The sequence below is a fragment of the Thauera humireducens genome, from assembly GCF_001051995.2.
Lineage (GTDB): Bacteria > Pseudomonadota > Gammaproteobacteria > Burkholderiales > Rhodocyclaceae > Thauera > Thauera humireducens.
Map to the genome: position 1 here is coordinate 3,173,187 of NZ_CP014646.1, position 23,679 is coordinate 3,196,865.

Genomic DNA, 23,679 nt, shown 5'->3' on the forward strand with positions numbered 1-23,679 from the left:
ACCCAAGCTGGGTGATGATGCGTCATGATCGACGACGACCCGCTGCTGTGCGTCCGGCATACCTCCATGCCGTCGCGCGCGGTTTCGATCGATCGTCGCGAAGGGAGCCGCTGGCATGGCGCGAACGTTTCCGCTTCATACGCATGTCCTGGCGCTGGCGCTGGGTCTTGTCCTGCTGGTCGGCGGGCTGCTGGCCTTCATCGGCCAGCAGCTTGCCGGCAACATGCTGTCGGCGGTGGCCGAGGACCAGTCGCTGCGCATCAACCGCGAGGTGCGGGGCAGCCTGTATCACCTGGTGCAGCCCGCCGACATGGCGCTCAGGCTGTTGAGCGAGGACGCCCTCGCGGACGCTGCCACGCTCGACGAGCGCCTGCGGCGGCTGCCCGCGGCGCGTGCGGCGCTGGCGGGTTCGGCGGCGCTGTCCTCGCTCTACGTCGGCTATGGCGACGGCCAGTTCTTCTTCGTGCGCAGACTGGCCGGCGAGGCGGAGCGGGCGCGGTTCGAGGCGCCGCCGCAGACGGCCTACCTGGTGCAGAGCATAGACCGCGACGCGGGCGGCGCGCTGCGCGGGCGCTACCTGTTCCTCGATGCCGCCCTCGGCGTGCTGGCGCAGCGCGAGCGGACGCAGTATCCGGACGCGTTCGATCCGCGCCGGCGCGACTGGTACCGCGACGCCCCGCAGAACGGTGAACTGTTGGTGACCCCGCCCTATCCCTTCTTCTCCGACCAGCAGGTGGGCATCACCCTGGCACGGCGTGCCGGCAACGGTAGCGCCGTGATCGGCGCCGACATCCGCCTGCACACCCTGGGCGCAGTCCTCGCGCGGCAGAAGGTGACGCCCGGTGCGCGCCTCGTGCTGGCTGACGGGGACGGACGGATCGTGGCCCTGGACGATGCCAGCCTGCCGGTCGCAGCGCCCGACGCGCGCGGTGTGCAGCGCCTGCAGCACCTGCAGGATCTGGCGCATCCAGCCTTCCGCGACCAGGGCGGCCTCATTGCCGAAGCCCGGGCCGCGCCCGGTGGCACGCTCGCGCGCAAGCGCGTGGTCGATGGCGAGGCGTGGTTGCTCAGCGCCACGGCCCTGCAGATGGAACACGTCGACGCCAGCTTCGTGGTCATGGCCATCCCGGAGCAGGAGTTGATGGCGGGAGCGCTGCACCAGCGCAACGTCGCGCTCGTCATCACCGTCCTCGTGCTCTGCATCGCCGCGCCGCTCACCTGGCTGCTCGCGCGCCAGATCGCCCGTCCCATGCGGGCGCTCGCAGCCGAGGCGGAGGCGATCCGCCGCTTCAACTTTGCGCCGGTCGGCGCGCCGCGCTCGCGCATTCGCGAGGTGGAGGTGCTGGGCGAGACCATGGACGGGATGCGACAGACGATCCGCCGCTTCCTGGAACTCAACACTGCGGTCGCCGGCGAACCCGATTTCGACAGCCTGCTGCCGCGTCTGCTCGGGGAGACCTTGTCGGCGACGCGGGCGCAGGGCGGGGTGCTCTACCTCGCGACCGACGGACACCTGGCGCCGGTCGCGACGCTGGACGGCGAGGGTCATCCCTTGCCCGACACTGCGTCCTGGGCTGCAACAGACGCGGAGGCGGGGGAGTGGATGCATGCCCGTCCGCCCGGGCAGATTGCCCAGGCCGCCCGTGCGCTCGACGCACTCGGGCCGCTGCTGGGCGAGGCGCTCGCCGCGCGCGCCGTGCGCTCCGCGGCGCTGACCGATGCCGATCTCGTCGCCCTCGGCCTGCAGGCGCAGGCGAACGCGCTGGGCGTGTCGCAGGCGATCGCGGTGCCGCTGATCAACCGCCAGGGCGAACTCGTCGGCGCCCTGCTGTTGCTGCTGGACGCACCGGCTGACGATGACCGTCTCGCCTTCATCAGCGCGCTGTCTGGCCTCGCGGCAGTCACGCTCGAAGCGAGGGCCCTCATCGCCGCGCAGAAGGCCTTGTTCGAGGCCCTGATCCGCATGATCGCCGGTGCGATCGACGCCAAGAGCGAGCACACCGGTGGTCATTGCGCGCGCGTCCCCGAGCTCGCCCGCCTGCTGGCCCAGGCCGCGTGCGAGGCGAAGCAGGGCCCGTATGCGGACTTCAAGCTCGACGACAATGGCTGGGAGATCCTGCGCATCGCAGCCTGGATGCACGACTGCGGCAAGATCACCACGCCCGAGTACGTTGTCGACAAGGCGACCAAGCTGCAGACCCTGTACGACCGCATCCACGAGGTCCGGATGCGGTTCGAGGTGCTCAAGCGCGAGGCCGAACTGCGCTGCCTGCAGGACATCCTGGACGGCGCGGACGCCGATGCGCGCAAGCGCCTGCGCGACGAGGAACTGGTCGCACTCGACGACGACTTCGCCTTCGTCGCGCGCTGCAACCAGGGGAGCGAGTCGATGGCCGACGCCGACGTGGAACGCCTGCACCGCATTGCCAGCCGCACCTGGACGCGTACGCTGGACGACCGTCTCGGGCTCTCGCACGAGGAGGCCGCGCGCAGGCAGGCGGCGCCGGCTGCGCTCCTGCCGCACCCCGAGCCGCTGCTCGCCGATCGTCCGGAGCACCTCGTTCCGCGCCGCACGGACGAGTGCTTCGCGGCAGACAACCGATGGGGTTTCCGCATGCAGCCGCCGCGCTGGCGGCAGAACCTGGGCGAACTGCACAACCTCGGGGTGCGCTATGGCACGCTGACCGAGGAGGAGCGCTACCTGATCAATGCCCACATCATCCAGACCGAGATCATGCTCCGCAGCCTGCCGTTTCCTCGCCACCTCGCGGGCGTGCCGGAAGTGGCCGTCTCGCACCACGAGAAGATGGATGGCAGCGGCTACCCCAAGGGTTTGCGGGCCGAGCAGATGAGCCCGCTGGCGCGGATGATGGCGATCGCCGACATCTACGAGGCGCTCACCGCGCGCGACCGCCCCTACAAGCGCGGCAAGACCTTGTCGGAGGCCTTGTCGATCATGGCGCGCATGGCCCGCGAGGGGCACATCGATCCGGCCCTGTTCGCCCTGTTCCTGCGTTCCGGGGCCTACCTCGCGTATGCGCAGCGCTTCGTCGAACCCGGGCAGATCGATGCAGTCGAGGTCGACGCCCTGCTGGACGGGCAGGAAATCGGCCAGCCGGCCTAGCGGGCCGGCGCCGGGCCGTCGCTGCAGGCCGGCCACAGCCAGGCCGCGCCGCGCACGCCGGACGCGTCGCCGTGGCGCGCCGGCAGCAGGCGGGTGGCGACGTGGTCCGAGAACACGGCGTACTTCCACAGCCGCGGCACATTGGCGTACAGGCGCTCGATGTGCGACAGCCCGCCACCGAGCACGATCACGTCCGGGTCGAGCAGGTTGATGACGCTGGCCAGCGCGCGCGCGAGGCGCTGTTCATAACGTTGCAGCGTGGTTTCGCAGGCGATGTCGCCCCGCGCCGCGCCCGCGACGATTGCCGCCGCGTCGAGCCGATCGCCGTAGCGCCGCTGGTGCTCGGCCGCCATGCCCGGCCCGGACAGGTAGGTCTCGATGCAGCCGGCACGGCCGCAATAGCAGGCGGGCAGGGGCAGGTCGTCCTGACCGGGCAGCGGCAGCGGGTTGTGGCCCCATTCGCCGGCGATGGCGTTGGCACCGCTGACCAGCCCGCCGCGCACGACGAGGCCGCCACCGACGCCGGTGCCGAGGATCACGGCGAACACCACCTCCGCGCCCGTGCCGGCGCCATCCGTGGCTTCGGACATCGCGAGGCAGTTGGCGTCGTTCGCCAGGCGCAGCGGCCGCTGCAGCAGCGCCTCCAGATCCTGCTGCAGCGGCTGGCCGTTGAGGCAGGTGGAGTTGGCGTTGCGGATCAGGCCGGTGACCGGCGACAGCGAGCCGGGCGTGCCGATGCCGACGCTGGCCCTGCGGCCGATGGCGCGCTCGGCGTCCTGAACCAGGCCCACGATCGCCCGCAGCGTGGCCTGGTAGTCACCTTGCGGCGTCGGCACGCGGCGGCGGAAGCGCTCGCCACCGTCCTCGTCGAGCGCGACCAGCTCGATCTTGGTGCCACCCAGGTCGACGCCGATGCGCATGTCGCGACCGCGATGAACCGTCAGGCGATGCGCTCGACCGCGCCGCGATAGAGCTCCATCGCCTCCTCGCGGCTGCGGGCGCTGACCCCGAGGTTGCGGACCAGCCCGTCGTCGAGGCTGTAGCACCAGGCGTGCACCGTGACGCCCTGGCCGCGCTGCCAGGCTTCGCGCAACACCGAGGTCTGGCACACATTGACCACCTGATGGATGGCGTTGAGTTCGCACATCCGGTCCAGGCGGGCATTGGGGTCGTCGATCTGCGCGAGGCGCTCCTCGTGGCGGTCGCGCACGTCCTGCACGTGGCGCAGCCAGTTGTCGGTGAGGCCGGTGCGGTTGTCGTTGAGGGCGGCCTTGACCCCGCCGCAGCCGTAATGGCCCACGACCAGGATGTGTTTCACGCGCAGCATCTCGACCGCGTAGTGGATCACCGACAGCGCGTTGAGGTCGGTATGCACGACGACGTTGGCGATGTTGCGATGGACGAAGACTTCGCCCGGCGCCAGGCCGATGATCTGGTTGGCCGGCACGCGGCTGTCCGAGCAGCCGATCCACAGGTACTCGGGCGACTGCTGCTTGACCAGGCGGGCGAAGAACTCGGGGTCCTCGGCATGCATGCGTTCGGACCAGGCCTTGTTGTTGGCGAAGAGGTGTTCGATGGTCTGGGCCATGGCCGTTTCTCTGTCTGGAATCGCGTAAAGGCGAAATTATGAATAATTCGTGCGACGGGCGTAAGCGTGCGGGCGGCCGGTGTCGCGATGGCGCGCTTTCAGGCGCCGGCGGACACCTCGGGCCAGATGCCCAGCCCGACCAGCTGCCGTGTCGCCGCCTCTGCCCAACCGCGGTTGGCGGCCGGGCTGGCCGGACTGGGATGCAGGATGCGACCGAACCTCACTTGGGCGGTGTCGCCCAGGGCCTCCGTCGCGCGCTTTTCGGCCCAGTTGCCGATGCCGACCACCCAGTCGGGTTGCAGGGTGGCGATCAGGGTGCGCAGGTGGGCGTCGCAGGCTTCAAGCAACGGGCGCTGCTCGATCGCCGGCAGCTTGTCCGGCGTGAGGTTGCGGCCGCCCTCGAAGAAGGCGAGCGGGCAGTAGTTGGCGACGAAGTGCTCGGCGAAGAAGGCCGCTGGCGTACCGAATCGCGCGCGGAACAAGCCCCACAGGCGCTGGCCGCTGACCTCGGAGCGGGGGCAGGCGAAGCCTTCGACGGGGCGCTTGGGGTTGGTTTCGCGCGGTTGGCCGACCGGTCCTTCCAGCCCGAGCCAGTCGCGCGCACTGGCGATCTCGCCGAAGGGCACGCCGATCTGCGCCATGCCGAAGGGGCCGGGATTCATGCCGACGAAGACCACGCGCTTGCGCCCTGCGCCGAAGCGCTCGAGATAGCGACGATGCACGTCCCAGGCGTAGTCGAGCGGGTTGTACACGTGGGTGACCGGCGGCGCGAAACGCATCGCATCGACCGCATCGGAAAGCGTACGGGCGGCGTCGATCAGGGTGGTGGCGGTCGGGTGGGTGTCGGTCATCGGGCGTGCGGGGTGAGGGGGGTCAGAACAGGCGCTTCAGCAGGTACAGCGCCGCCATGCCGGCGCCAATGGTTGCCAGCACGTTGCGCGTGCGCCAGGCGACGGTCACGGCGACCAGCGCCGCCCATGGGCGAGGGGTGTCGAAGGCAAACTGCACTTCTCCAGCGCTGACGAACAAGGCACTGGCGGTCAGCGCGGCGAAGCTGGCGGGGGCGATGTGGCGGCACAGCGCATGCAGCCAGCCGGGCAGGCTGCGGCTGGCGAAGACGCCGATCATCGCGTAGCGGTAGAGGAAGGTCAGCACGCCGACGAACACCAGCAGCAGGACCAGGGTGGTGGCGCTCATCGTGCGCGCTCCAGGCGGCGTACCGTCCATACGCCGGCCAGCAGCCCGAGCAGGATCGCCGCGACCAGCCCGAGCTTGTAGGGCAGGGCGGCGAAGGCCAGGGCGCCGAGGCCGGCGACCAGCGCCGCAGCCTGGCCCGCACGCTCGCGCAGCAGCAGGGTCAGGAGCGCGATGAAGGTCAGCGGCACGGCGAAATCGAGCTCCCATGCGGCCGGGATCGTCGCGCCGAACAGCAGGCCGGCCGCGGTGGACAGCTGCCAGCCCGCCCACAGCGTGAAGCCCGCGCCCAAGAAGTACCAGTGGCGCAGGTCCGACGCGGGGGCAGGGGGTTCGCTGTGGTCGCGCCGCTGATAACGCAGCACGGCAACCGCGTAGGCCTCGTCGGTCAGCAGGTAGGCCAGCAGCAGGCGCCAGCGTCGTGGCAGGTGGCGCACGTATTCGGCCATCGACGCGCTGTACAGCACGTGGCGCAGATTGAGCAGGCCGGAGGTGAGTGCGATCGGCAGGGCGCCTGCGCCCGCGGCCAGCATCTGCACGATGACCAGCTGCGCGGCTCCGGCGAAGACCACGGCAGAGGCCAGTTGCGCCAGCCAGGCCGGCACGCCGGCAGATAGCGCGGCGATGCCGTAGATCATGCCGAAGGGGGCCACGCCGAGGAGCAGCGGTGCCTCGTCGCGGCAGCCGGCGAGGAACTCGCCGCCCGCGCTCATGCCGGCCCCGGCCATCAGTCGTCCACCGCGCCGTCGGTCTGCGGCCGGCCCAGGCGGCCGAGCGCCTCGCGCAGCCACCACACCATGACCACGCCGGGTATCGCGACGATGATCGAGAAGATGAAGAATGCCGGCCAGCCGATGCTCTGCGACAGCACGCCCGACAGCGGGCTGACGTAGATCCGCCCCACCGCGGCGAAGGCCGAGAGCATGGCGTAGTGGGTGGCGGTGAAGTGCTGGTTGCACAGCCCCATCAGCAGTGCAACGAAGGCCACCGTGCCCATGCCGCCGCTGATGTTCTCGCCGGCGATCACGGTGAGCAGCAGCAGGTCGAGCGCCGCCGGCGCATCCAGCGACACGAAGCCCCAGTCGAAGGCCGGCATCATCACCGCGCCCCAGGCACCCTTGCCGAGCTGGGCGAGCAGGTAGAAGCCGAAGTTCGACACCAGCTGCAGCACGCCGAACAGCAGCAGCGAGCGGTACAGCGCCAGCCGCGTCATGATCAGCCCGCCGATGAAGGCGCCGAGGATGGTGAGCCAGATGCCGATGACCTTGTTGGCGATGCCGACCTCTTCCTGCGAAAAACCCATGCCCTTGATCAGGAAGGGCGTGGTCAGGCTGCCGGCGAAGGCGTCACCGAGCTTGTAGAGGATGATCAGCGCGAGGAAGGCGGCCGCGCCCTGCTGCGCGAAGTAGCTCGACAGCGAGCGGTTGAGCGTCTCGAAGCCGGCGCGCCGCGCCGCCCACCACGCCAGCGGCAGGGCGAGCGCGATCTCGGCGAGGACGAACAGCAGCTGGATCCAGCGATTCGTGTCGTCGGGGTTCAGCCCGATCAGGATCAGCGCCTGGCGCGCGATCCAGTAGCCGGCGGCCACGCCGGCGAGCATCGCGGCAAAACCGACCAGCTCGCGCTTCGGGTCGGAATCGAGCGGCTTCAACGCGGCCGACACGCGCGGCAGCGCCAGCAGCGAGGCCACGCCGCAGGCGAGCATGATCAGCGCCATCGTTTCGTAAACCCGCGGCCACGATGCCCATTGCCCGGCCCAGATCAGCGCGATGCCGCCGGACAGGATCATCGCCAGGCGGTAGGCGAAGACGTGCACCGAGGCGCCCAGGCCGCGCTCGGCTTCGGGCAGCAGGTCGGTGCGGTAGGCGTCGACCACCACGTCCTGCGAGGCCGACAGGAAGGCCACCAGCACCGCGGCGGCGGCGAACAGGCCCGGCGTCGCGGTGGGCGACAGGCTCGCCATCCACCATAGCAGCACCGCCAGCGCCAGCTGGGTCAGCGCCAGCCAGCCGCGGCGACGACCGAGCCAGGGCGGCTCGAAGCGGTCCATCAGCGGCGCCCACAGGAACTTGAAGGTGTAGGGCACGCCGACGAGGCCGAAGAAGCCGATGGTCGCCAGATCCACGCCGTCCACCGTCAGCCACGCCTGCATCGCCTGGCCGGTCAGCGCCAGCGGCAGGCCGGAGGCGAAGCCGAGCACCAGAATGGCGGACAGGCGCCAGGCGCGCGCAAGGGCGGGAGACAGGGAGGCAGGCAAGGGGGTGGGGTGCAAGGGACGAGGCGGGAGGCGCTGCGGAGCGGCGCATTATCGCAGATCGGGGGAGGGCGCCGGTTTACACAATTCGATACGTTGCTTGCGTCCGGCGCCATCTGCCTCAACAATGCGCGCATTCCGCGTTTCCAGCTTCGAGGAGGGAGTCCTTCATGTCCTACACAGTGACCGTGGTGTTCGGTGGCAACCGCGAGTACGAGTTTGCGTTGCACGAATCCGAAGTGGCGGGAACGACCAAGGACCAGGCGCGCAGCTGGCTGGCGAAGGAATTCGAGGAACTCGAGTGCACGCCCTCCAACCCGATGGGTAAGGTGCTGGTGCTGGACATGATCCTCAACGTCGCCAAGTACGGTGGCGAAAGCCGCTTCGAGCAGGCGTCCGACTGGGCGAAGAAGTTCGCGGTGGTGACGGCAGCCGCGCTCGATCGTCCCGCCGTGCGCGTGGACGTGTCGGCCTTCGTCGTCGGCTGATCTCCGCGTTACCTGACCGGGGCGCCCTGCATCGGCAGCGCGCCCCGGTCTGCGTTCAGCCGCGTCCCAGGCGGTACACCGCCACGCTGGCGAGAAAGTTCGGCTCCTCGAGCACCAGCTTGCCCTCGTCGAAAGCCAGGCGCTCTCGCACCGCGATGCCGTTCATCTCGCACAGTGCGTCGAAGTCGGCGATGGTGAAGAAGCGCACGTTGGGGGTGTTGAACCACTGGTGCGGCAGGCTTTCCGACACCGGCATGCGGCCGTTGAGGATGCTCTGGCGGTGGCGCCAGTAACCGAAGTTCGGGAAGCTCACCACGGCCTCGCGGCCCACGCGCAGCATCTCGTGCAGGATGCCCTGGGTGTTGTGCATGGCCTGCAGCGACAGGCTCATGATGACGTGGTCGAAGAAGCCGTCCTCCAGCCCCACCAGGCCCTTTTCCAGGTCCATCTGGATCACGTTGACGCCGTTCTTCACGCTTGCCAGCAGCTTGTCGGGGTCGTTCTCGACGCCGTAGCCGTGCACCTGGCGTACCTGCATCAGGTGCTTGAGCAGGTCGCCATCGCCGCAGCCGAGGTCGAGCACCTTCTCGCCGGGCTCGATCCACTGGGTGATCACTTCATAGTCGTAGCGGTAGGAGGTCATATCAGTATGCGCCGAACCGTCTCAAGCGTACTGACACCCCCTTGGGGGGCAGCGAACGCAGTGAGCGTGGGGGTTGTGTCATTCATGCCTCGATGCGGTCGAACCAGGCCGACAGCAGCGCGTGGTAGCGCGTTTCGTCGAGCAGGAAGGAGTCGTGGCCGGCCGGACAGTCGATCTCGGCGTAGCTGACCCTGCGCTTGTTGTGTAGCAGCGCATAGACGATCTCGCGCGAACGCTCGGGCGAGAAGCGCCAGTCGGTGGTGAAGGACACCACCAGGAAGTCGGCGCTGGCGCGGGCGAGCGCGGCGGGCAGGTTGCCGCCGTATTCGAAGGCAGGGTCGAAGTAGTCCAGTGCCTTGGTCGTCAGCAGGTAGGTGTTGGCGTCGAAGTAGCCGGCGAACTTGTCGCCCTGGTAGCGCAGGTAGGACTCGATCTCGAACTCGACGTCATAGCTGTAGGTGTTGCGGCCGTGGCGCAGGCTGCGGCCGAATTTCTCCGCCATCGCGTCGTCGGACAGGTAGGTGATGTGGCCCACCATGCGCGCCAGCTTGAGCCCGCGCGCCGGAACCACGCCGTGCTCGTAGAAGTGTCCGCCGTGGAATTCGGGGTCGGTCAGGATGGCCTGTCGCGCCACTTCGTTGAAGGCGATGTTCTGTGCGGTGAGCTTGGGCGCCGCGGCGATCACCGCGACGTGGCCGACGCGCTCGGGAAACTGCAGCGCCCATGACAGTGCCTGCATGCCGCCCAGGCTGCCGCCGACCACGGCGGCGAAGCGCCGGATGCCGAGCTGGTCCGCGAGGCGGGCCTGCGATTCGACCCAGTCCTCGACGGTGACGAAGGGAAAGTCTGCGCCCCATAGCCTGCCGGTGGCCGGGTTCATCTGGTTGGGACCGGACGAACCGTAGCAGCCGCCGAGGTTGTTGACGCCGATGACGAAGAACTTGCGCGTATCCAGCGGCTTGCCCGGACCGACCAGGTTGTCCCACCAGCCGACGTTGTGCGGCGCGTCGGCATAGGTGCCGGCAACGTGGTGCGAGCCCGACAGCGCGTGACACACCAGCACCGCATTGCTGCGATCGGCGTTGAGCGTGCCGTAGGTCTCGTAGACGAGGTGGTAGTGGTCCAGCGTGCCGCCGCCGCGCAGGGCCAGCGGCTCGGTGAACTCGGCGCGTTGCGGGGTGACCACACCGACCGATTGGGGTTGGATCATTTTCGTCATCTGCAAAACAAAAAACCCAGTCGGCTGAAGACGCGGACTGGGTGCCCTCGCTTTAGCCGTATTTGTTGAGCGCCCGCAAGCTGTTGATCAAATCGGCGCTAGGTCGGGCGAACTTAGCGCTCGTGGCGGGAAAAGTCAAACGTCGGCGCCGTGATAAGATTTTCGCCCGCAACGTCCATCCGCATCGCCATGATCCAGGTCATCGTCAACGGCCAGCCCGAATCGCTGGCGCCCGGTATCACCGTTTTCGGACTGCTCGAGGCCCGCGGCCTCGTCGGCAAGCGTCTGGCGGTCGAGCGTAACGGCGAGATCGTGCCGAAGGCGCGTCACGCCGAGGTCGCGCTGACCGACGGCGACCGGCTCGAGATCGTCGTCGCCGTCGGCGGCGGCTGAGCTCCGGCGCCGAGAATGCGCGACCCGGCAACGCAGCGGCGAACTTTCCGCGCGCAGCCGGTCTTCACCACAGTCACTCAAGAACAGCACAGGCTCACACCATGAACGACCCCCTGGTCATTGCCGGTAAGTCCTACAACTCGCGACTGCTCGTCGGCACCGGCAAGTACAAGGATTTCGCCGAGACGCGCGAAGCGATCGACGCCAGCGGCGCCGAGATCGTCACCGTCGCCATCCGCCGCACCAACATCGGCCAGAACCCGGACGAGCCCAACCTGCTCGACGTGCTGCCGCCGGAAAAATTCACCATCCTGCCCAACACCGCCGGCTGCTACACCGCCGACGACGCGGTGCGCACGCTGCGCCTGGCGCGCGAGCTGCTGGACGGGCATGCGCTGGTCAAGCTGGAAGTGCTGGGCGACCCCAAGAACCTGTTCCCCAACATGCCCGAGACGCTCAAGGCGGCCGAGACTCTGGTCAGGGACGGCTTCGACGTCATGGTCTACTGCGCCGACGATCCCATCCAGGCGAAGATGCTCGAGGACATCGGCTGCTGCGCGATCATGCCGCTGGCCTCGCTGATCGGCTCCGGCATGGGCATCCTGAACCCGTGGAACCTGCGCCTCATCATCGACAACGCCAAGGTGCCGGTGCTGGTCGACGCCGGCGTGGGCACCGCGTCGGATGCCGCGATCGCGATGGAGCTGGGTTGCGACGGCGTGCTGATGAACACCGCGATCGCCGCCGCCGGCAAGCCGGTGCTGATGGCGAGCGCGATGCGCAAGGCCGTCGAGGCCGGCCGTGAGGCCTTCCTCGCCGGGCGCATGCCGCGCAAGTTCTATTCGGCCGATCCGAGTTCGCCGACCCAGGGGCTGATCGGTTCATGAGCCACGCCAACGACACGCAGCGCGTGCAGGAACCCGTCGCCGGGGTCGAGATCATCGGCCGCGACAGCCCGGAACACCGCTTCTCCAGCCGCAGCATCCGCAGCTTCGTGCTGCGCCAGGGCCGCATGTCCGAGGCGCAGCAGCGTTACCTGGACGACATGTTGCCGAAGGTCGGCATCGACTACCGTGTGGCGCCGCTCGACCTCGACGCAGCCTTCGGCCGCAAGGCGCCGAAGATCCTCGAGATCGGCTTCGGCATGGGCGAGACGACGGCGAGGATCGCCGCCGCGATGCCCGACCACGACTTCCTCGGCATCGAGGTCCACACGCCGGGTGTCGGCGCGCTGTGCAAGCTCATCGCCGAGGGCGATCTCGGCAACCTGCGGATCATGCAGCACGACGCGGTCGAGGTGATGCGCGACATGATCGCCGACGCTGCGCTGGCCGGCGTGCATGTCTTCTTCCCCGACCCCTGGCGCAAGAAGCGCCACTTCAAGCGTCGCATCATCCAGTCCGATTTCGTCGCGCTGATCGCGCAGAAACTCGCCCCCGGCGGCTACCTGCACTGCGCCACCGACTGGGAGGACTACGCGCACTGGATGCTCGAGGTCATCTCCGCCGAACCGCTGCTGCAGAACACCGCGGACGGTTTCGCGCCGCGCCCCGACTACCGGCCGCTGACCAAGTTCGAGAGCCGCGGCCTGAAGCTGGGCCACGGCGTGTGGGACCTGGTGTTCCGTCGTCGCGCGGACTGAGGGGAGAGGGCGCTTGATCCGGGGTCTGTTCCGCTTCCTCTTCGCCACGCTGCGCCTGTTCGTGCGTACGCTGGACTTCGTCGTGCGCGGCCTGTTCTATGCCATGCTGATCTTCAGCGTCGGCATGCTCGTGGCCTTCTTCTTCCGCCCTGCGCCGGACATTCCAGAGGGGGCGGCGCTCTTGCTGCGCCCGACCGGCAGCCTTGTCGAACAGCCGGTGTTCGAGCGGCCGCTCGATCTGCTGGCGGCCGGCGGTGCGCCGGCGGGGCAGGCTTCGCTCGGCGACCTGCTCGAGGCGATCCGCGTGGCGAAGGACGATGCGCGCATCAAGGCCCTGGTCATCGAGACCGACGAGTTGATGGCTGGCGGCCTCTCCAAGCTCGCCGAACTGCGTCAGGCGATTGTCGACTTCAAGGCCTCCGGCAAGCCGGTGCTCGCGCGCGGCGAGCGCTTCACCCAGGGGCAGTACTACCTCGCCACGGTGGCGGACGAACTGCATCTGTCGCCGGACGGCTTCGTGCTGCTGCACGGCCTGTCGCGCTACGGCGCCTACTTCAAGGAGGCGCTCGACGCGCTGGGCGTGAAGGTGCATGTGTTCCGCGTCGGCGAATACAAGTCCTTCTCCGAGCCCTTCACCCGCAACGACATGTCGGAGGAGGACCGCGAGGCCTCGCGCGACCTGCTCGACGGACTATGGACGATGCTGCGCGACGACATCGCGGTCGCGCGCAAGCTTGCGCCGGAAGCGGTCGAAGCCCACGTGCAGAACTATCGCGACGCGCTTGCCGCGGCGGGCGGCGACGCCGCGCTGGCGGCACGCAGCGCCGGTCTGGTTGACCGCTTCAGCACCCGCGACGAGTGGCGGGCGCGGCTGGTCGAGCGCGTGGGCGCCCACGCGGGCAGCGGCGACGCGCGCATGGTCGAGATCGGCGAGTACCTGGCGGTGGTCCGCGGCGCACGCCACGCACCGGCGGAGAAGGTGGCCGTGCTGGTGGCGCAGGGTGCGATCGTCGACGGGCGCGAGCCGGCTGGCGTGGTGGGCGGCGACACCTTTGCCGAGCTGATCCGCGCGGCGCGCGAGGACGAGCAGGTCAAGGCGGTGGTGGTGCGCATCGACAGCCCGGGCGGCAGCGCCTGGGCGTCGGAAGTCGTCCGTCGCGAACTCGAGCTGACCCGCCAGGCGGGCAAGCCGGTGATCGCGTCGATGAGTTCGGTGGCGGCCTCGGGCGGTTACTGGATCGCGGCGGGCGCCGACGAGATCTGGGCCGCGCCCTCGACGCTGACCGGCTCGATCGGCATCTTCGCGATGTTCCCCGAGTTCTCGGAGCCGTTGCGCCGCCTGGGCATCGGCGTCGACGGCGTGGCGACCGCGCCGCTGGCCGGTGCGCTCGACCCGCGTCGTCCGCTCAGTCCGGCGGCGGCCGATGCGATGCAGCTCGGCATCGAGCACGGCTATCGCCGCTTCCTCGACGTCGTCGGCAAGGCGCGCGACATGAGCGCGGCCGAGGTCGATGCCGTCGCCCGCGGCCGGGTGTGGACCGGCAAGGCCGCGCACGAGCTCGGTCTGGTCGACCAGCTTGGCGGTCTCGAGGCCGCGGTCGCTGCGGCCGCCGGGCGTGCGGGCCTCAGCGACTACGAGGTCGTGTGGCCGACGGCGGACGAGTCGCTGCAGCAGCGCCTGCTACGCAAGCTGACGGGTTTTGCCGAGGATTTGGGCATCGATGCCGGTTTCGCCGCCAGGCCCTCACCGCTCGCCCGCCTGCTTGCAGAGGTGCAGGCACCGGCCGCCGACCTGCTGCGCTGGAACGATCCGCAGCACCTGTACATGCATTGCCTGTGCGAGGCGCCGTGAGGCCAGGCGCCGCGCACGCGATCCACCCGACCGTGACGAAGGAGACAGCATGAAACTCACCAGCCAGAGCTTCAACGACGGTGCGCCGATTCCCGGCGAGTTCGCCTTCTGCATCCCCGCCGAGGAGGGACACGCCCGCCTCGGTGCCAATCGCAACCCGCAGCTGTCGTGGTCCGACGTGCCGGCGGGCACGCAGTCCTTTGCGCTGATCTGCCACGACCCGGACGTGCCGAGCAGGGGCGATGACGTGAACCAGGAAGGCCGCACGGTGCCGGCCAGCCTGCCGCGGGTGGATTTCTTCCACTGGGTGGTGGTGGATCTGCCGGCCGACCTGCGCGCCATCGATGCCGGCCACTTCTCCGGTGAAGTCACGCCCGGCGGCAAGCCCGGCCCCGAGACCGCGCTGGGCGCGCGTCACGGCGTCAATGACTACACGGCGTGGTTCGCCGGCGACGACGCGATGAAGGGCGACTACCACGGCTACGACGGCCCTTGCCCGCCGTGGAACGACGAGATCGTGCATCGCTACGTGTTCACGCTGTACGCGCTCGATGTGCCGCGCTGCGCGGTGGAAGGGCGCTTCACCGGTCCCGAGGTGCGTGCGGCGATTGCCGGGCACGTGCTGGCCGAGGCGAAGCTCACCGGCACTTACGCACTGAACCCGGCCCTGCGCTGAATCGGCGCGTGCGCGCCGGCCCGGCTGGGCCCGGTGCGCACGGTTACCGCGGGCGGGCGCAGTCAGTCGTCCAGGAAAACCTGCAGCAGATCGTTGAGGAAGCGTCGCCCCTGCGGGCTCGGTCGGATCTGCCCGTCGCGCATCTCCAGCAGCCCGCGTTCGCGCGCTGCCTCGATGCGTTCGCCGATGGCCTCGAGTGGCAGGCCGGTGCGCGCCGCAAACAGCTTGGCCGGCGCGCCCTCGGTCAGGCGCAGCGCGTTCATCATGAACTCGAAGGGCAGTTCGGTCACCGACACCTCGCGCGCTTCCTGGATGAAATCGCCGCGCGCCGCGCCTTCGAGGTAGCGCGCCGGGTGCTTGTGCCGCATCTCGCGGCGGATGCCTTCATGGCTGGACAGCTTGCCGTGCGCCCCGGGGCCGATCCCGAGGTAGTCGCCGAAGGTCCAGTAGTTGAGGTTGTGCCGGCTCTGGCCGTGCGGGCGGGCGAAGGCCGAGGTCTCGTAGTGCTCGAAGCCGGCTGCGGCGAGGCGCGACTCGATCGCCTCCTGCATGTCGGCGGCGACGTCGTCGTCGGGCAGGGACGGGGGATCGTGGGCGAAGGGCGTGTTCGGCTCGAGCGTCAGGTGGTAGCAGGACAGGTGCTCGGTGCCGAAGCCGAGCGCGGTCTCCAGGTCGCCGAGCGCCATTTCCAGGCGCTGCTCCGGCAGGGCGTACATCAGGTCGAGATTCACCCGTTCGAAATGCGTGGTGGCGGCCTCGATCGCCCGCCGTGCCTCGTCGCCGCCGCGGATGCGGCCGATCCTCGCCAGCATCGCGTCGTCGAAGCTCTGGATGCCGAGCGAGAGGCGATTGACGCCGGCGGCGCGGTAGTCGCGGAAGCGCTCGGCTTCGACCGTGCCCGGGTTGGCCTCGAGCGTGATCTCGGCCAGCGGGTCGAGCGGCAGCAGCATGCGGATGCCGGTGAGCAGCGCGTCCAGCGTCTGCGCCGACATCAGGCTCGGCGTGCCGCCACCGATGAAGACGCTGTGCACCCGGCGGCCCCACACCTGCGGCAGGGCGTGCTGCAGGTCGGCGAGCACGGCATCGAGCCAGGCCCGTTCCGGGATGCCGCCTTCGCGCGGTGCGTGCGAGTTGAAGTCGCAGTAGGGGCACTTGCGCACGCACCAGGGGAAATGCACGTACAGGGACAGGGGCGGCGGCGCCTCGAGCTGCGGGCGTTCGGGCAGGGGCAGCGTGCGCGCCGGCGACGCGGCAGGGGTCAGCGGGATGATGCGGCGTGTCACGGCGTGTGTCTTGAGGGGGCAGGAGGCGCCGGGCCGCAGCGTGTGTTCTGCGGCCGGCCTTGCCTGCGGTTTTACAGGGGGTGGTGCTCGAGGCGGGCGAGGAGGTGCCGCATGGCCGCGCCGCGGTGGCTGAGCGCGTTCTTCAGTGCCGCGTCGAGTTCGGCGGCGGTCTGACCCAGCTCGGGCAGCCAGAACAGCGGGTCGTAGCCGAAGCCGCCTTCGCCGCGTGCAGCGGTAAGGATCTGGCCGTGCCACTCACCGTCGGCGATCAGCGGGCGTGGATCGTCGGCATGGCGCACCAGAACGACGACCGAGCAGAAATAGGCGCGGCGCTGTCCGGGCTCGGGGAAGGCGGCGAGTTTTTCCAGCAGCAGGGCATTGTTGCGCGCGTCGGACTTGGGCTCGCCGGCGAAGCGCGCCGACTGTACGCCCGGCTCGCCACCCAGCGCCTCGACGCACAGGCCCGAGTCGTCGGCGATGGCCGGCAGGCCGGTCGCGGCTGCGGCGTGACGGGCCTTGGCCAGCGCGTTCTCGACAAAGGTGGGGTGGGGTTCCTCCGCTTCGCTCACGCCGAGCGCGCTCTGCGGGATCACCTCGATGCCCAGCGGTGCGAGCAGGGCTTGCATCTCGGCCGCCTTCTTGGCGTTGTTGCTCGCCAGTACCAGTCGCTTGCTCATCTTCAACCTCCGTGAACCGCGGCGCGCTGCAGCGCGAACAGGCGACGAATGCCGCTGTCGGCGAGATCGAGCAGGGTGTTGAGCTCGGCGCGCGAGAAGGCCGCGCCCTCGGCCGTGCCCTGCACCTCGATCAGGCCGCCGCCTTCGGTCATGACCACGTTCATGTCGGTGTCGCAGTCCGAGTCCTCAGCGTAGTCCAGGTCGAGCACCGGTGCGCCCTTGTGGATGCCGACCGAAACCGCGGCGACGAACTCGCGCATCGGGTTGCGCGGCAGCGTGCCGCTGGTGACGAGCCCCATCAGCGCGTCGTGCACCGCGACACAGGCGCCGGTGATCGAGGCCGTGCGCGTGCCGCCGTCCGCCTGCAGCACGTCGCAGTCGATGATGACCTGGCGTTCGCCCAGTGCTTCCAGATCGACCACCGCGCGCAGGCTGCGGCCGATGAGGCGCTGGATCTCCTGCGTGCGGCCGCTCTGCTTGCCCTTGGCGGCCTCGCGCGCGCTGCGCGTGTGGGTGGCACGCGGCAGCATGCCGTACTCGGCGGTGAGCCAGCCCTGGCCCTTGCCGCGCAGGAAGGGGGGCACGCTTTCCTCGACGCTGGCGGTGCACAGCACGCGGGTGGCGCCGAACTCGACCAGCACCGAACCTTCGGCATGGCAGGTGAAATTGCGGGTGAGGCGGACGGCGCGGAGTTCGTCGGGTTTGCGCTCGCTGGGTCGCATGGGGGAGTCCTATTGCTTGTCGAACTTGTGGATGGCGGCGTTGATCTCGCGGATGGCGCGTTCGATCTCGTCCTCGTCGAGGTCGACGAGCTGGCCGATGCTGCGGCTGCTCAGGTCGATCTCGGTGGTGAAGTGGTTGAGTGCCATGGTCTGCGTCGAGATGACGTCCGGCCCCGGGGTGGACAGGTCGTCGTGCCAGGTCATCGCGACCATGGACAGGTTGTCGGCCGTCTCGCCGGCGCGGGCCTCGGCCTGCCCCATCAGGCGCGGCACGGCCTGGTGCAGCGGGCTGTCGACGAGGCCGAGCAGCAGGGCTTCGTCGCCGAGCGGACCCCACACACCGTCGCTGCACAGCACGAAGGTGTCGCCATCGAGCAGGTCCATGCGCGGTGAATACTCGATCTGCGGCGAGTGCGTGCCGCCCAGGCAGGAATAGATGCGGTTGCGTCCCGGGTGGTTCGTGGCGTCGCGGGCGCTCAGCAGGCCCTGGTCGATCAGCATCTGCACGCGCGAATGGTCGCGGGTGCGGGTGTGGATGCGCCCGCGGCGCAACAGGTAGAGGCGCGAATCGCCCGCGTGCGCCCACCAGGCGCTGCCGTCCTGCACGACGCAGGCGACGATGGTGGTGCGCGGCGCCTCCTGCAGGTGGCGGTCGAGGGTGTCGTCGAGGATTGCGTGATGGGCGCCGGTGAGCGCGCGCGACAGGAACAGCGCGGGGTCGTGCAGCGCGGGCTGGGCGTCGCGCTGGAAGGCATGCGTGATGTACTGTGCCGCGATGTGCGCGGCCAGTTCGCCGTGCTGGTGGCCGCCCATGCCGTCGGCCACCAGCATCAGCAGCGAGTCGCGCGAGTAGCAGTAGGCGATGCGGTCCTGGTTCGACTGGCGCTGGCCGATGCGGCTTTCCTGGTAGATCGTGAATCGCATGTCGAATTCCTTCAGCCGCGGCCGATGAAGGCCTTGAGCTTGCTGCCGAGATCGGTGAACCAGGGGGTGTGCGGCACGGTCTCCACCTCGCTCTTGCGGACCAGCGCCTTCTGCAGCGTATACACGCTTTGCGGCCGCGCAAAGGGGTCGAGCTTGAGGCACCAGTCGATCAATTCGAGGAGTTGCGGCGAGAAACGGTCGGACTGCGTCTTCGCCAGTGGCTGCAGCGTGTCCTGTTTGACACGCTCGTCGGCACGCGGCGGCGCGCTGCCGACGACGCTGGTGTAGAGGCTCGCCCCCACGCTGTAGATATCGCTCCACGGGCCCAACTGGTCGCGGCGGTCGTACTGCTCGGGTGAGGCGAAGCCCGGGGTGTACATGGGCTTGAGGATTGGCTGGTCGTTCATCAGGGTCTGGCGCGAGGCCCCGAAGTCGAGCAGCACGGGCGTGCCGTCGGTGCGCAGGTAGATGTTCGACGGCTTGATGTCGAGGTGCAGCAGCTTGTGGGCATGGACCTCGCGCAGGCCGTTCAGCATGCGTGCAAACACGGTGCGGATGAAGGCTTCGCGGATCTCGCCGCGGTGTTTCTGGATGAAGTCGTGCAAGGTGCGGCCGCGTTCGAACTGCATGACCATGTACACCGTGCCGTTGGCGCGGAAGAAGTTGAGCACCCGCACCACGTTCGGGTGCATCAGCTTGGCCAGCGAGCGGCCTTCCTCGAAGAAGCACTTCATGCCGTAGCGGAAGGCGGCCTGGTGCTCTTCGGTCACCTGCGGCACGATCTCGCCGTCCTTGCGCAGGGCGAGCGAGTTCGGCAGGTACTCCTTGATGGCGACCGGCGTTCCGGCTTCGTCATGCGCCAGGTAGACAATCGAGAACCCGCCGAGCGAAAGCTGGCGGTCGATGCGGTACTGGTCGAGCAGGAAGCCTGCGGGCAGCGCGCAGTTGGCTTGAGGCGGCATCTTCGAGGGCGCTAGAATCCGGGCTTTCCCAGCCTCTTTCCTGAGTGGGACCCGCAGTGTAATCGATCGCGCCGGGTTCCCGGAGACCCCAATGATCCAGAGCATGACAGGTTTCGCGGTCCAGACCCGCGACCTGGGTGGCGTCAGCGTTCACCTGGAACTGCGCAGCGTGAATTCGCGCTACCTCGACCTCGGTTTCCGCATCGTGGACGACCTGCGCCAGGCCGAGCCCGCCATCCGCGAACGCGTCACCGCCAAGCTCGGCCGCGGCAAGGTGGAATGCCGCCTCAACCTGCAGGCCGGGCATGGCGCGCCGCGCAGCCTGTCCCTGAACGGGGCGCTGGTCGACCAGCTCGCCGAAGCGCAGGACACGCTGCGCGCCCGCTTTCCGGACGCCCCGCCGCTGTCCGTCAATGAGCTGCTGCGCTGGCCCGGCATGCTCGCCGACGACAGCCTCGGCTTCGACGAACTGCTGCCGCACATCTGCGCACTGGTGGATGCCGCGCTGGTGGAGCTGGTCGCCACCCGCCGCCGTGAGGGCGAGAAGCTGGCCGACGCCATTCGCGAGCGCGTCACGCGCATGCGCGAACTCGTCGCCACGGCCACGCCGCGCATGCCGGCGGTCGTCGCCGAATATCAGGAGCGCCTGACCGCCAAGTTGCGCGATGCGGTCGCCAGCCTGGACGAAGACCGCATCCGCCAGGAGGTCGCGCTGTACGCGCAGCGCATCGATGTGGCCGAGGAGCTCACGCGCCTGAGCACCCACCTCGACGAGGTCGAGCGCATCCTCAAGGCTGGCGGCGCGGCCGGCAAGCGCCTCGACTTCCTGATGCAGGAGCTCAATCGCGAAGCCAACACCCTCGCCTCCAAGTCGCCCGCCACCGACATCACCGGCATCGCCATGGAAATGAAGGTGCTGATCGAGCAGATGCGCGAACAAGTGCAGAACATCGAGTAAGGAACGTCGTCCATGCCCGGAACCCTCTTCATCGTCACCGCGCCCTCGGGCGCCGGCAAGACGACCCTGGTGCGTGGCCTGCTGCAGCGCGACCCGCGCGTGCAGCTCTCCATCTCCTACACCACGCGCGCGCCCCGCCCCGGCGAGCAGGATGGCCGCGAATACCACTTCGTCGACGTGCCCACCTTCCGTGCCCTGCGCGACCGCGGCGAATTTCTCGAGTGGGCTGAGGTCCACGGTAACTACTACGCCACCTCCAAGGTGTGGCTGCGGGACCAGATCGCGGCCGGTCGCGATACCCTGCTCGAGATCGACTGGCAGGGTGCCCAGCAGGTGCGCAAGTCCTTCCCGGAGGCGGTCGGCGTCTTCATCATGCCGCCGTCGATGGAAGAGCTCGAGGCGCGACTGCGCGGTCGCGGCACCGACAGCGACGAGGTGATCAGCCGCCGCCTGCTTGGCGCACGCGGGGAAATGCGCCATGTGGCCGAATTTGACTACGTTATAATCAATAACGAAATCGACGTTGCGCTGGACGATCTGGTCGCAGTGGTGCGTGCCGCCCGCCTGCGCTACCCGAACCAGCATCAGCGTCATCCCGATTTTTTTGATTTTCTCGAACAGGATTGAACATGGCCCGCATCACCGTCGAAGACTGCCTGAAGAAGATTCCGAACCGCTTCCAGCTCACGCTGGCCGCGACCTATCGCGCCCGTCAGCTGACCATCGGCAGCACGCCGCAGATCGACATCGATCCGCACGACAAGGACAAGCCCACCGTCATCGCGCTGCGTGAAGTCGCCGCCGGCAAGGTCGGGCTCGAGATGCTGAACCGCGGCCAGGCCTGAGCCTGGTCATGAGGGGCGACACATGGAAGCGAGCGACATAGGCGCCCCTCGTCCGGTCTTCAGCCCGCCGGTGTCGAGCGTGCTCTCGCTCGACTTCCAGCAGCTGAAGGCGAAGATCCAGACCTACCTGCGTCCCGAGGACGTGGGGCGGGTCGAAGCGGCCTATCACTTCTCGGCCGATGCGCACGCCGGCCAGTTCCGCGTCAGCGGCGAGCCCTACGTCAGCCATCCGGTCGCGGTCGCCTCGCTGGTGGCCGACTGGCATCTCGACGCGCAGGCCCTGATCGCCGCGCTCCTCCATGACGTCATGGAGGACACGCACATCTCGAAGGCGGAGCTCACCGAGCGCTTCGGCAAGGTGTCTGCCGAACTGGTCGATGGCCTGTCCAAGCTCGACAAGATCGAGTTCCGCTCGCACGAGGAAGCGCAGGCCGAGAACTTCCGCAAGATGCTGCTGGCGATGGCGAGCGACTTGCGCGTCATCCTGATCAAGCTCGCCGACCGCCTGCACAACATGCGCACGCTGGACCACATGCGTCCGGCCAAACGCCGCCGCATCGCCAACGAGACGCTCGAGATCTATGCGCCGATCGCCAACCGGCTCGGCCTCAACGACCTGTTCCGCGAACTCCAGGAGCTGTCGTTCAGCAACAAGTACCCGCTGCGCTACCAGGTGCTGGCGCGCGCCATCCGTGCTGCCCGCGGCAACCGGCGCGAGGTGGTGGGCAAGGTGCGCGAGGCGATCGAGGCCCGCCTGCCGCAATGGGGCATCGCCGCCGAGGTGCAGGGGCGCGAGAAGCATCTCTACGGCATCTACCGCAAGATGGTGGAAAAGCGCCTGTCCTTCTCCCAGGTGCTGGATATCTACGGCTTCCGCGTCATCGTGCGCGACGTGCCGGGCTGCTACCTGGCGCTGGGTGCGCTGCACTCGATGTACAAGCCGGTGCCGGGCAAGTTCAAGGACTACATCGCCATCCCCAAGGCGAATGGCTACCAGAGCCTGCACACCACGCTGATCGGGCCGTTCGGGACGCCGGTCGAGGTGCAGATCCGCACGCGCGAGATGCATCACATCGCCGATTCCGGCGTGGCCTCGCACTGGCTGTACAAGGAAGACGAGAAGACGCTGACCGAGCTGCAGCAGAAGACGCATTCCTGGCTGCAGTCGCTGCTCGAGCTGCAATCGACTTCGGGCGAGGCCACCGAGTTTCTCGAGCACGTCAAGATCGACCTGTTCCCGGGCGAGGTCTACGTGTTCTCGCCCAAGGGTACGATCTTCTCGCTGCCCAAGGGCTCGACGCCGGTGGACTTCGCCTATGCGGTGCACACCGACGTCGGCAACCGCTGCGTTGCCTGCCGCATCAACGGCGACCTGATGCCGCTGCGCAGCGAGCTCAAGAACGGCGACCAGGTCGAAATCATCACCGCCACCCACGCCAACCCCAACCCGGCCTGGCTGTCGTATGCGCGCACCGGCAAGGCGCGCGCGCAGATCCGCCACTTCATGAAGAACGCCCAGCAGGACGAGTCCGTGGCGCTGGGCGAACGTCTGCTCAACCAGGCCTTGCGCCCGCATGGCCTCACGCTGGGGCAGATCTCCACCTTCGCCTGGGACCGTTTCCTGCGCGACCGCGGCGTGCGCCACAAGAAAGAGGTCTTCGCCGACCTCGGCCTCGGCAAGCGCCTGCCGGCCATCGTCGCGCGTCGTCTGGCGCAGGCGCAGGACATGGAGTCGGGGCGGCCCGATGTGGTCAAGCCCAAGCCGGCCGGCGCGATCACGATCCGCGGCTCCGAGGGCATCGCGGTGCAGCTGGCGCGCTGCTGCCATCCGATCCCGGGCGACCCCATCATCGGCACGCTGCGCAAGGGCCAGGGGCTGGAAGTGCACACCCACGACTGCCCGAGCGTGGCCAAGCTGCGCGGCGATCGCGGGCGCTGGGTCGATGTCGAATGGGAACCCGGCCACGACGATCGCCTGTTCGACGTCGGCATCCGCGTGCTGACGCGCAATGCGCGCGGCGTCCTCGCCCGGGTGGCGAGCGCGATTGCCGAGGAAGACTGCAACATCCAGAGCGTGCACATGGACAACGAGCAGGGCGCCTACACCGCGCTCAACTTCACCCTGCAGGTGCGCGATCGCATGCATCTGGCCCGGGTGATGCGTGCCGTGCGCCGGGTGCAGGAGGTGGTGCGCATCGGCCGCGTGAAGGGCGACGGGCGGGCGGCCTGAGGGCA

24 protein-coding genes are annotated in these 23,679 nt (G+C 68.8%); 11 read left to right on the top strand and 13 right to left on the bottom strand.

Features of this window, described 5'->3' with window-relative positions; genetic code table 11:
* The first annotated feature begins 115 nt into the window (after positions 1 to 115).
* The gene (locus AC731_RS14825; RefSeq protein WP_048707199.1) at positions 116 to 3,124 is read left to right on the top strand and encodes an HD domain-containing phosphohydrolase; all 3,009 of its coding nucleotides are present in this window, start codon (positions 116 to 118) and stop codon (positions 3,122 to 3,124) included.
* Here the strand turns inward: AC731_RS14825 and AC731_RS14830 are convergent.
* From AC731_RS14830 to AC731_RS14855, 6 genes are all read right to left on the bottom strand, one after another.
* Positions 3,121 to 4,044, bottom strand: coding sequence for an ROK family protein (locus AC731_RS14830; protein ID WP_048707200.1), 924 nt, complete (start codon positions 4,042 to 4,044; stop codon positions 3,121 to 3,123). The genes AC731_RS14825 and AC731_RS14830 overlap by 4 nt on opposite strands.
* A gap of 20 nt (positions 4,045 to 4,064) precedes the next feature.
* The gene (can, locus tag AC731_RS14835) at positions 4,065 to 4,712 is read right to left on the bottom strand and encodes a carbonate dehydratase (protein ID WP_048707202.1); all 648 of its coding nucleotides are present in this window, start codon (positions 4,710 to 4,712) and stop codon (positions 4,065 to 4,067) included.
* A gap of 98 nt (positions 4,713 to 4,810) precedes the next feature.
* Positions 4,811 to 5,563 carry a uracil-DNA glycosylase family protein gene (locus AC731_RS14840; RefSeq protein WP_048707203.1) on the bottom strand — a complete coding sequence of 251 codons (753 nt, stop codon included), beginning with the start codon at positions 5,561 to 5,563 and terminating at the stop codon, positions 4,811 to 4,813.
* A 22-nt stretch (positions 5,564 to 5,585) separates the two neighbouring features.
* Positions 5,586 to 5,909 carry an AzlD domain-containing protein gene (locus AC731_RS14845; RefSeq protein ID WP_048707204.1) on the bottom strand — a complete coding sequence of 108 codons (324 nt, stop codon included), beginning with the start codon at positions 5,907 to 5,909 and terminating at the stop codon, positions 5,586 to 5,588.
* Positions 5,906 to 6,634 carry an AzlC family ABC transporter permease gene (locus AC731_RS14850; RefSeq protein WP_156480726.1) on the bottom strand — a complete coding sequence of 243 codons (729 nt, stop codon included), beginning with the start codon at positions 6,632 to 6,634 and terminating at the stop codon, positions 5,906 to 5,908. The genes AC731_RS14845 and AC731_RS14850 overlap by 4 nt, the downstream gene beginning before the upstream one ends.
* Entirely contained in the window at positions 6,634 to 8,163 is a 1,530-nt protein-coding gene (locus AC731_RS14855) for an AmpG family muropeptide MFS transporter (RefSeq protein WP_004257567.1), read from the bottom strand. Before AC731_RS14855 ends, AC731_RS14850 begins: the two co-directional genes overlap by 1 nt.
* A gap of 167 nt (positions 8,164 to 8,330) precedes the next feature.
* Between AC731_RS14855 and AC731_RS14860 the strand changes: the two genes are divergently transcribed.
* Positions 8,331 to 8,648 (top strand): hypothetical protein, encoded by a 318-nt coding sequence (locus AC731_RS14860; RefSeq protein WP_048707206.1) that lies wholly within the window; start codon positions 8,331 to 8,333, stop codon positions 8,646 to 8,648.
* Positions 8,649 to 8,703: 55 nt separating this feature from the next.
* On the opposite strand, the gene metW is transcribed toward AC731_RS14860, so the two are convergent.
* Positions 8,704 to 9,291, bottom strand: a complete 588-nt coding sequence (metW, locus tag AC731_RS14865; protein ID WP_004257573.1) for a methionine biosynthesis protein MetW — start codon at positions 9,289 to 9,291, stop codon at positions 8,704 to 8,706.
* Between the two features lie 82 nt (positions 9,292 to 9,373).
* Positions 9,374 to 10,501 carry a homoserine O-succinyltransferase MetX gene (gene metX / locus AC731_RS14870; RefSeq protein WP_004257576.1) on the bottom strand — a complete coding sequence of 376 codons (1,128 nt, stop codon included), beginning with the start codon at positions 10,499 to 10,501 and terminating at the stop codon, positions 9,374 to 9,376.
* Between the two features lie 198 nt (positions 10,502 to 10,699).
* On the opposite strand from metX, the gene thiS reads away from it, so the two are divergent.
* From thiS to AC731_RS14895, 5 genes are all read left to right on the top strand, one after another.
* Positions 10,700 to 10,903 carry a sulfur carrier protein ThiS gene (gene thiS / locus AC731_RS14875; protein WP_004257580.1) on the top strand — a complete coding sequence of 68 codons (204 nt, stop codon included), beginning with the start codon at positions 10,700 to 10,702 and terminating at the stop codon, positions 10,901 to 10,903.
* Positions 10,904 to 11,004: 101 nt separating this feature from the next.
* Positions 11,005 to 11,790, top strand: coding sequence for a thiazole synthase (locus tag AC731_RS14880; protein WP_048707208.1), 786 nt, complete (start codon positions 11,005 to 11,007; stop codon positions 11,788 to 11,790).
* Entirely contained in the window at positions 11,787 to 12,545 is a 759-nt protein-coding gene (trmB, locus tag AC731_RS14885; protein WP_048707209.1) for a tRNA (guanosine(46)-N7)-methyltransferase TrmB, read from the top strand. Before AC731_RS14880 ends, trmB begins: the two co-directional genes overlap by 4 nt.
* A 13-nt stretch (positions 12,546 to 12,558) precedes the next feature.
* The gene (sppA, locus tag AC731_RS14890) at positions 12,559 to 14,397 is read left to right on the top strand and encodes a signal peptide peptidase SppA (RefSeq protein WP_048707211.1); all 1,839 of its coding nucleotides are present in this window, start codon (positions 12,559 to 12,561) and stop codon (positions 14,395 to 14,397) included.
* Between the two features lie 49 nt (positions 14,398 to 14,446).
* Positions 14,447 to 15,073: a YbhB/YbcL family Raf kinase inhibitor-like protein gene (locus AC731_RS14895; protein WP_048707213.1), complete on the top strand. Its 627-nt coding sequence runs from the start codon at positions 14,447 to 14,449 to the stop codon at positions 15,071 to 15,073.
* Positions 15,074 to 15,135: 62 nt separating this feature from the next.
* Here AC731_RS14895 and hemW read toward each other — a convergent pair whose 3' ends face one another.
* The 5 genes from hemW to AC731_RS14920 form a co-directional block, all read right to left on the bottom strand.
* Entirely contained in the window at positions 15,136 to 16,356 is a 1,221-nt protein-coding gene (gene hemW, locus AC731_RS14900; RefSeq protein ID WP_048707214.1) for a radical SAM family heme chaperone HemW, read from the bottom strand.
* Positions 16,357 to 16,427: 71 nt separating this feature from the next.
* The gene (rdgB, locus tag AC731_RS14905; protein WP_048707216.1) at positions 16,428 to 17,033 is read right to left on the bottom strand and encodes an RdgB/HAM1 family non-canonical purine NTP pyrophosphatase; all 606 of its coding nucleotides are present in this window, start codon (positions 17,031 to 17,033) and stop codon (positions 16,428 to 16,430) included.
* 2 nt (positions 17,034 to 17,035) lie between these two features.
* A complete protein-coding gene (gene rph / locus AC731_RS14910; protein ID WP_048707219.1) occupies positions 17,036 to 17,755 on the bottom strand; it encodes a ribonuclease PH in 720 nt (239 codons plus the stop codon).
* Positions 17,756 to 17,764: 9 nt separating this feature from the next.
* Positions 17,765 to 18,679, bottom strand: coding sequence for a PP2C family protein-serine/threonine phosphatase (locus tag AC731_RS14915; RefSeq protein WP_048707221.1), 915 nt, complete (start codon positions 18,677 to 18,679; stop codon positions 17,765 to 17,767).
* 11 nt (positions 18,680 to 18,690) lie between these two features.
* Positions 18,691 to 19,641, bottom strand: a complete 951-nt coding sequence (locus AC731_RS14920) for a serine/threonine protein kinase (protein ID WP_004257624.1) — start codon at positions 19,639 to 19,641, stop codon at positions 18,691 to 18,693.
* A gap of 91 nt (positions 19,642 to 19,732) precedes the next feature.
* Between AC731_RS14920 and AC731_RS14925 the strand changes: the two genes are divergently transcribed.
* The 4 genes from AC731_RS14925 to AC731_RS14940 are packed head-to-tail and all read left to right on the top strand — an operon-like array spanning position 19,733 to position 23,674.
* Positions 19,733 to 20,599, top strand: coding sequence for a YicC/YloC family endoribonuclease (locus AC731_RS14925; protein WP_048707223.1), 867 nt, complete (start codon positions 19,733 to 19,735; stop codon positions 20,597 to 20,599).
* A gap of 12 nt (positions 20,600 to 20,611) precedes the next feature.
* Complete coding sequence (gene gmk / locus AC731_RS14930; protein WP_048707225.1) at positions 20,612 to 21,226, top strand: guanylate kinase; 615 nt, start codon at positions 20,612 to 20,614, stop codon at positions 21,224 to 21,226.
* A gap of 2 nt (positions 21,227 to 21,228) precedes the next feature.
* Positions 21,229 to 21,444 carry a DNA-directed RNA polymerase subunit omega gene (gene rpoZ / locus AC731_RS14935; RefSeq protein ID WP_004257633.1) on the top strand — a complete coding sequence of 72 codons (216 nt, stop codon included), beginning with the start codon at positions 21,229 to 21,231 and terminating at the stop codon, positions 21,442 to 21,444.
* Positions 21,445 to 21,466: 22 nt separating this feature from the next.
* A complete protein-coding gene (locus AC731_RS14940) occupies positions 21,467 to 23,674 on the top strand; it encodes a RelA/SpoT family protein (protein WP_004257637.1) in 2,208 nt (735 codons plus the stop codon).
* Positions 23,675 to 23,679 lie beyond the last annotated feature (5 nt).

Bases quoted from the DNA above. Each gene is read 5' to 3' on its own strand.
- AC731_RS14825 (WP_048707199.1), top strand. From the start codon at position 116: ATGGCGCGAACGTTTCCGCTTCATACGCATGTCCTGGCGCTGGCGCTG.
- AC731_RS14830 (WP_048707200.1), bottom strand. From the start codon at position 4,044: ATGCGCATCGGCGTCGACCTGGGTGGCACCAAGATCGAGCTGGTCGCG.
- can (WP_048707202.1), bottom strand. From the start codon at position 4,712: ATGGCCCAGACCATCGAACACCTCTTCGCCAACAACAAGGCCTGGTCC.
- AC731_RS14840 (WP_048707203.1), bottom strand. From the start codon at position 5,563: ATGACCGACACCCACCCGACCGCCACCACCCTGATCGACGCCGCCCGT.
- AC731_RS14845 (WP_048707204.1), bottom strand. From the start codon at position 5,909: ATGAGCGCCACCACCCTGGTCCTGCTGCTGGTGTTCGTCGGCGTGCTG.
- AC731_RS14850 (WP_156480726.1), bottom strand. From the start codon at position 6,634: ATGGCCGGGGCCGGCATGAGCGCGGGCGGCGAGTTCCTCGCCGGCTGC.
- AC731_RS14860 (WP_048707206.1), top strand. From the start codon at position 8,331: ATGTCCTACACAGTGACCGTGGTGTTCGGTGGCAACCGCGAGTACGAG.
- metW (WP_004257573.1), bottom strand. From the start codon at position 9,291: ATGACCTCCTACCGCTACGACTATGAAGTGATCACCCAGTGGATCGAG.
- metX (WP_004257576.1), bottom strand. From the start codon at position 10,501: ATGATCCAACCCCAATCGGTCGGTGTGGTCACCCCGCAACGCGCCGAG.
- thiS (WP_004257580.1), top strand. From the start codon at position 10,700: ATGATCCAGGTCATCGTCAACGGCCAGCCCGAATCGCTGGCGCCCGGT.
- AC731_RS14880 (WP_048707208.1), top strand. From the start codon at position 11,005: ATGAACGACCCCCTGGTCATTGCCGGTAAGTCCTACAACTCGCGACTG.
- trmB (WP_048707209.1), top strand. From the start codon at position 11,787: ATGAGCCACGCCAACGACACGCAGCGCGTGCAGGAACCCGTCGCCGGG.
- AC731_RS14895 (WP_048707213.1), top strand. From the start codon at position 14,447: ATGAAACTCACCAGCCAGAGCTTCAACGACGGTGCGCCGATTCCCGGC.
- rdgB (WP_048707216.1), bottom strand. From the start codon at position 17,033: ATGAGCAAGCGACTGGTACTGGCGAGCAACAACGCCAAGAAGGCGGCC.
- rph (WP_048707219.1), bottom strand. From the start codon at position 17,755: ATGCGACCCAGCGAGCGCAAACCCGACGAACTCCGCGCCGTCCGCCTC.
- AC731_RS14915 (WP_048707221.1), bottom strand. From the start codon at position 18,679: ATGCGATTCACGATCTACCAGGAAAGCCGCATCGGCCAGCGCCAGTCG.
- AC731_RS14920 (WP_004257624.1), bottom strand. From the start codon at position 19,641: ATGCCGCCTCAAGCCAACTGCGCGCTGCCCGCAGGCTTCCTGCTCGAC.
- AC731_RS14925 (WP_048707223.1), top strand. From the start codon at position 19,733: ATGATCCAGAGCATGACAGGTTTCGCGGTCCAGACCCGCGACCTGGGT.
- gmk (WP_048707225.1), top strand. From the start codon at position 20,612: ATGCCCGGAACCCTCTTCATCGTCACCGCGCCCTCGGGCGCCGGCAAG.
- rpoZ (WP_004257633.1), top strand. From the start codon at position 21,229: ATGGCCCGCATCACCGTCGAAGACTGCCTGAAGAAGATTCCGAACCGC.
- AC731_RS14940 (WP_004257637.1), top strand. From the start codon at position 21,467: ATGGAAGCGAGCGACATAGGCGCCCCTCGTCCGGTCTTCAGCCCGCCG.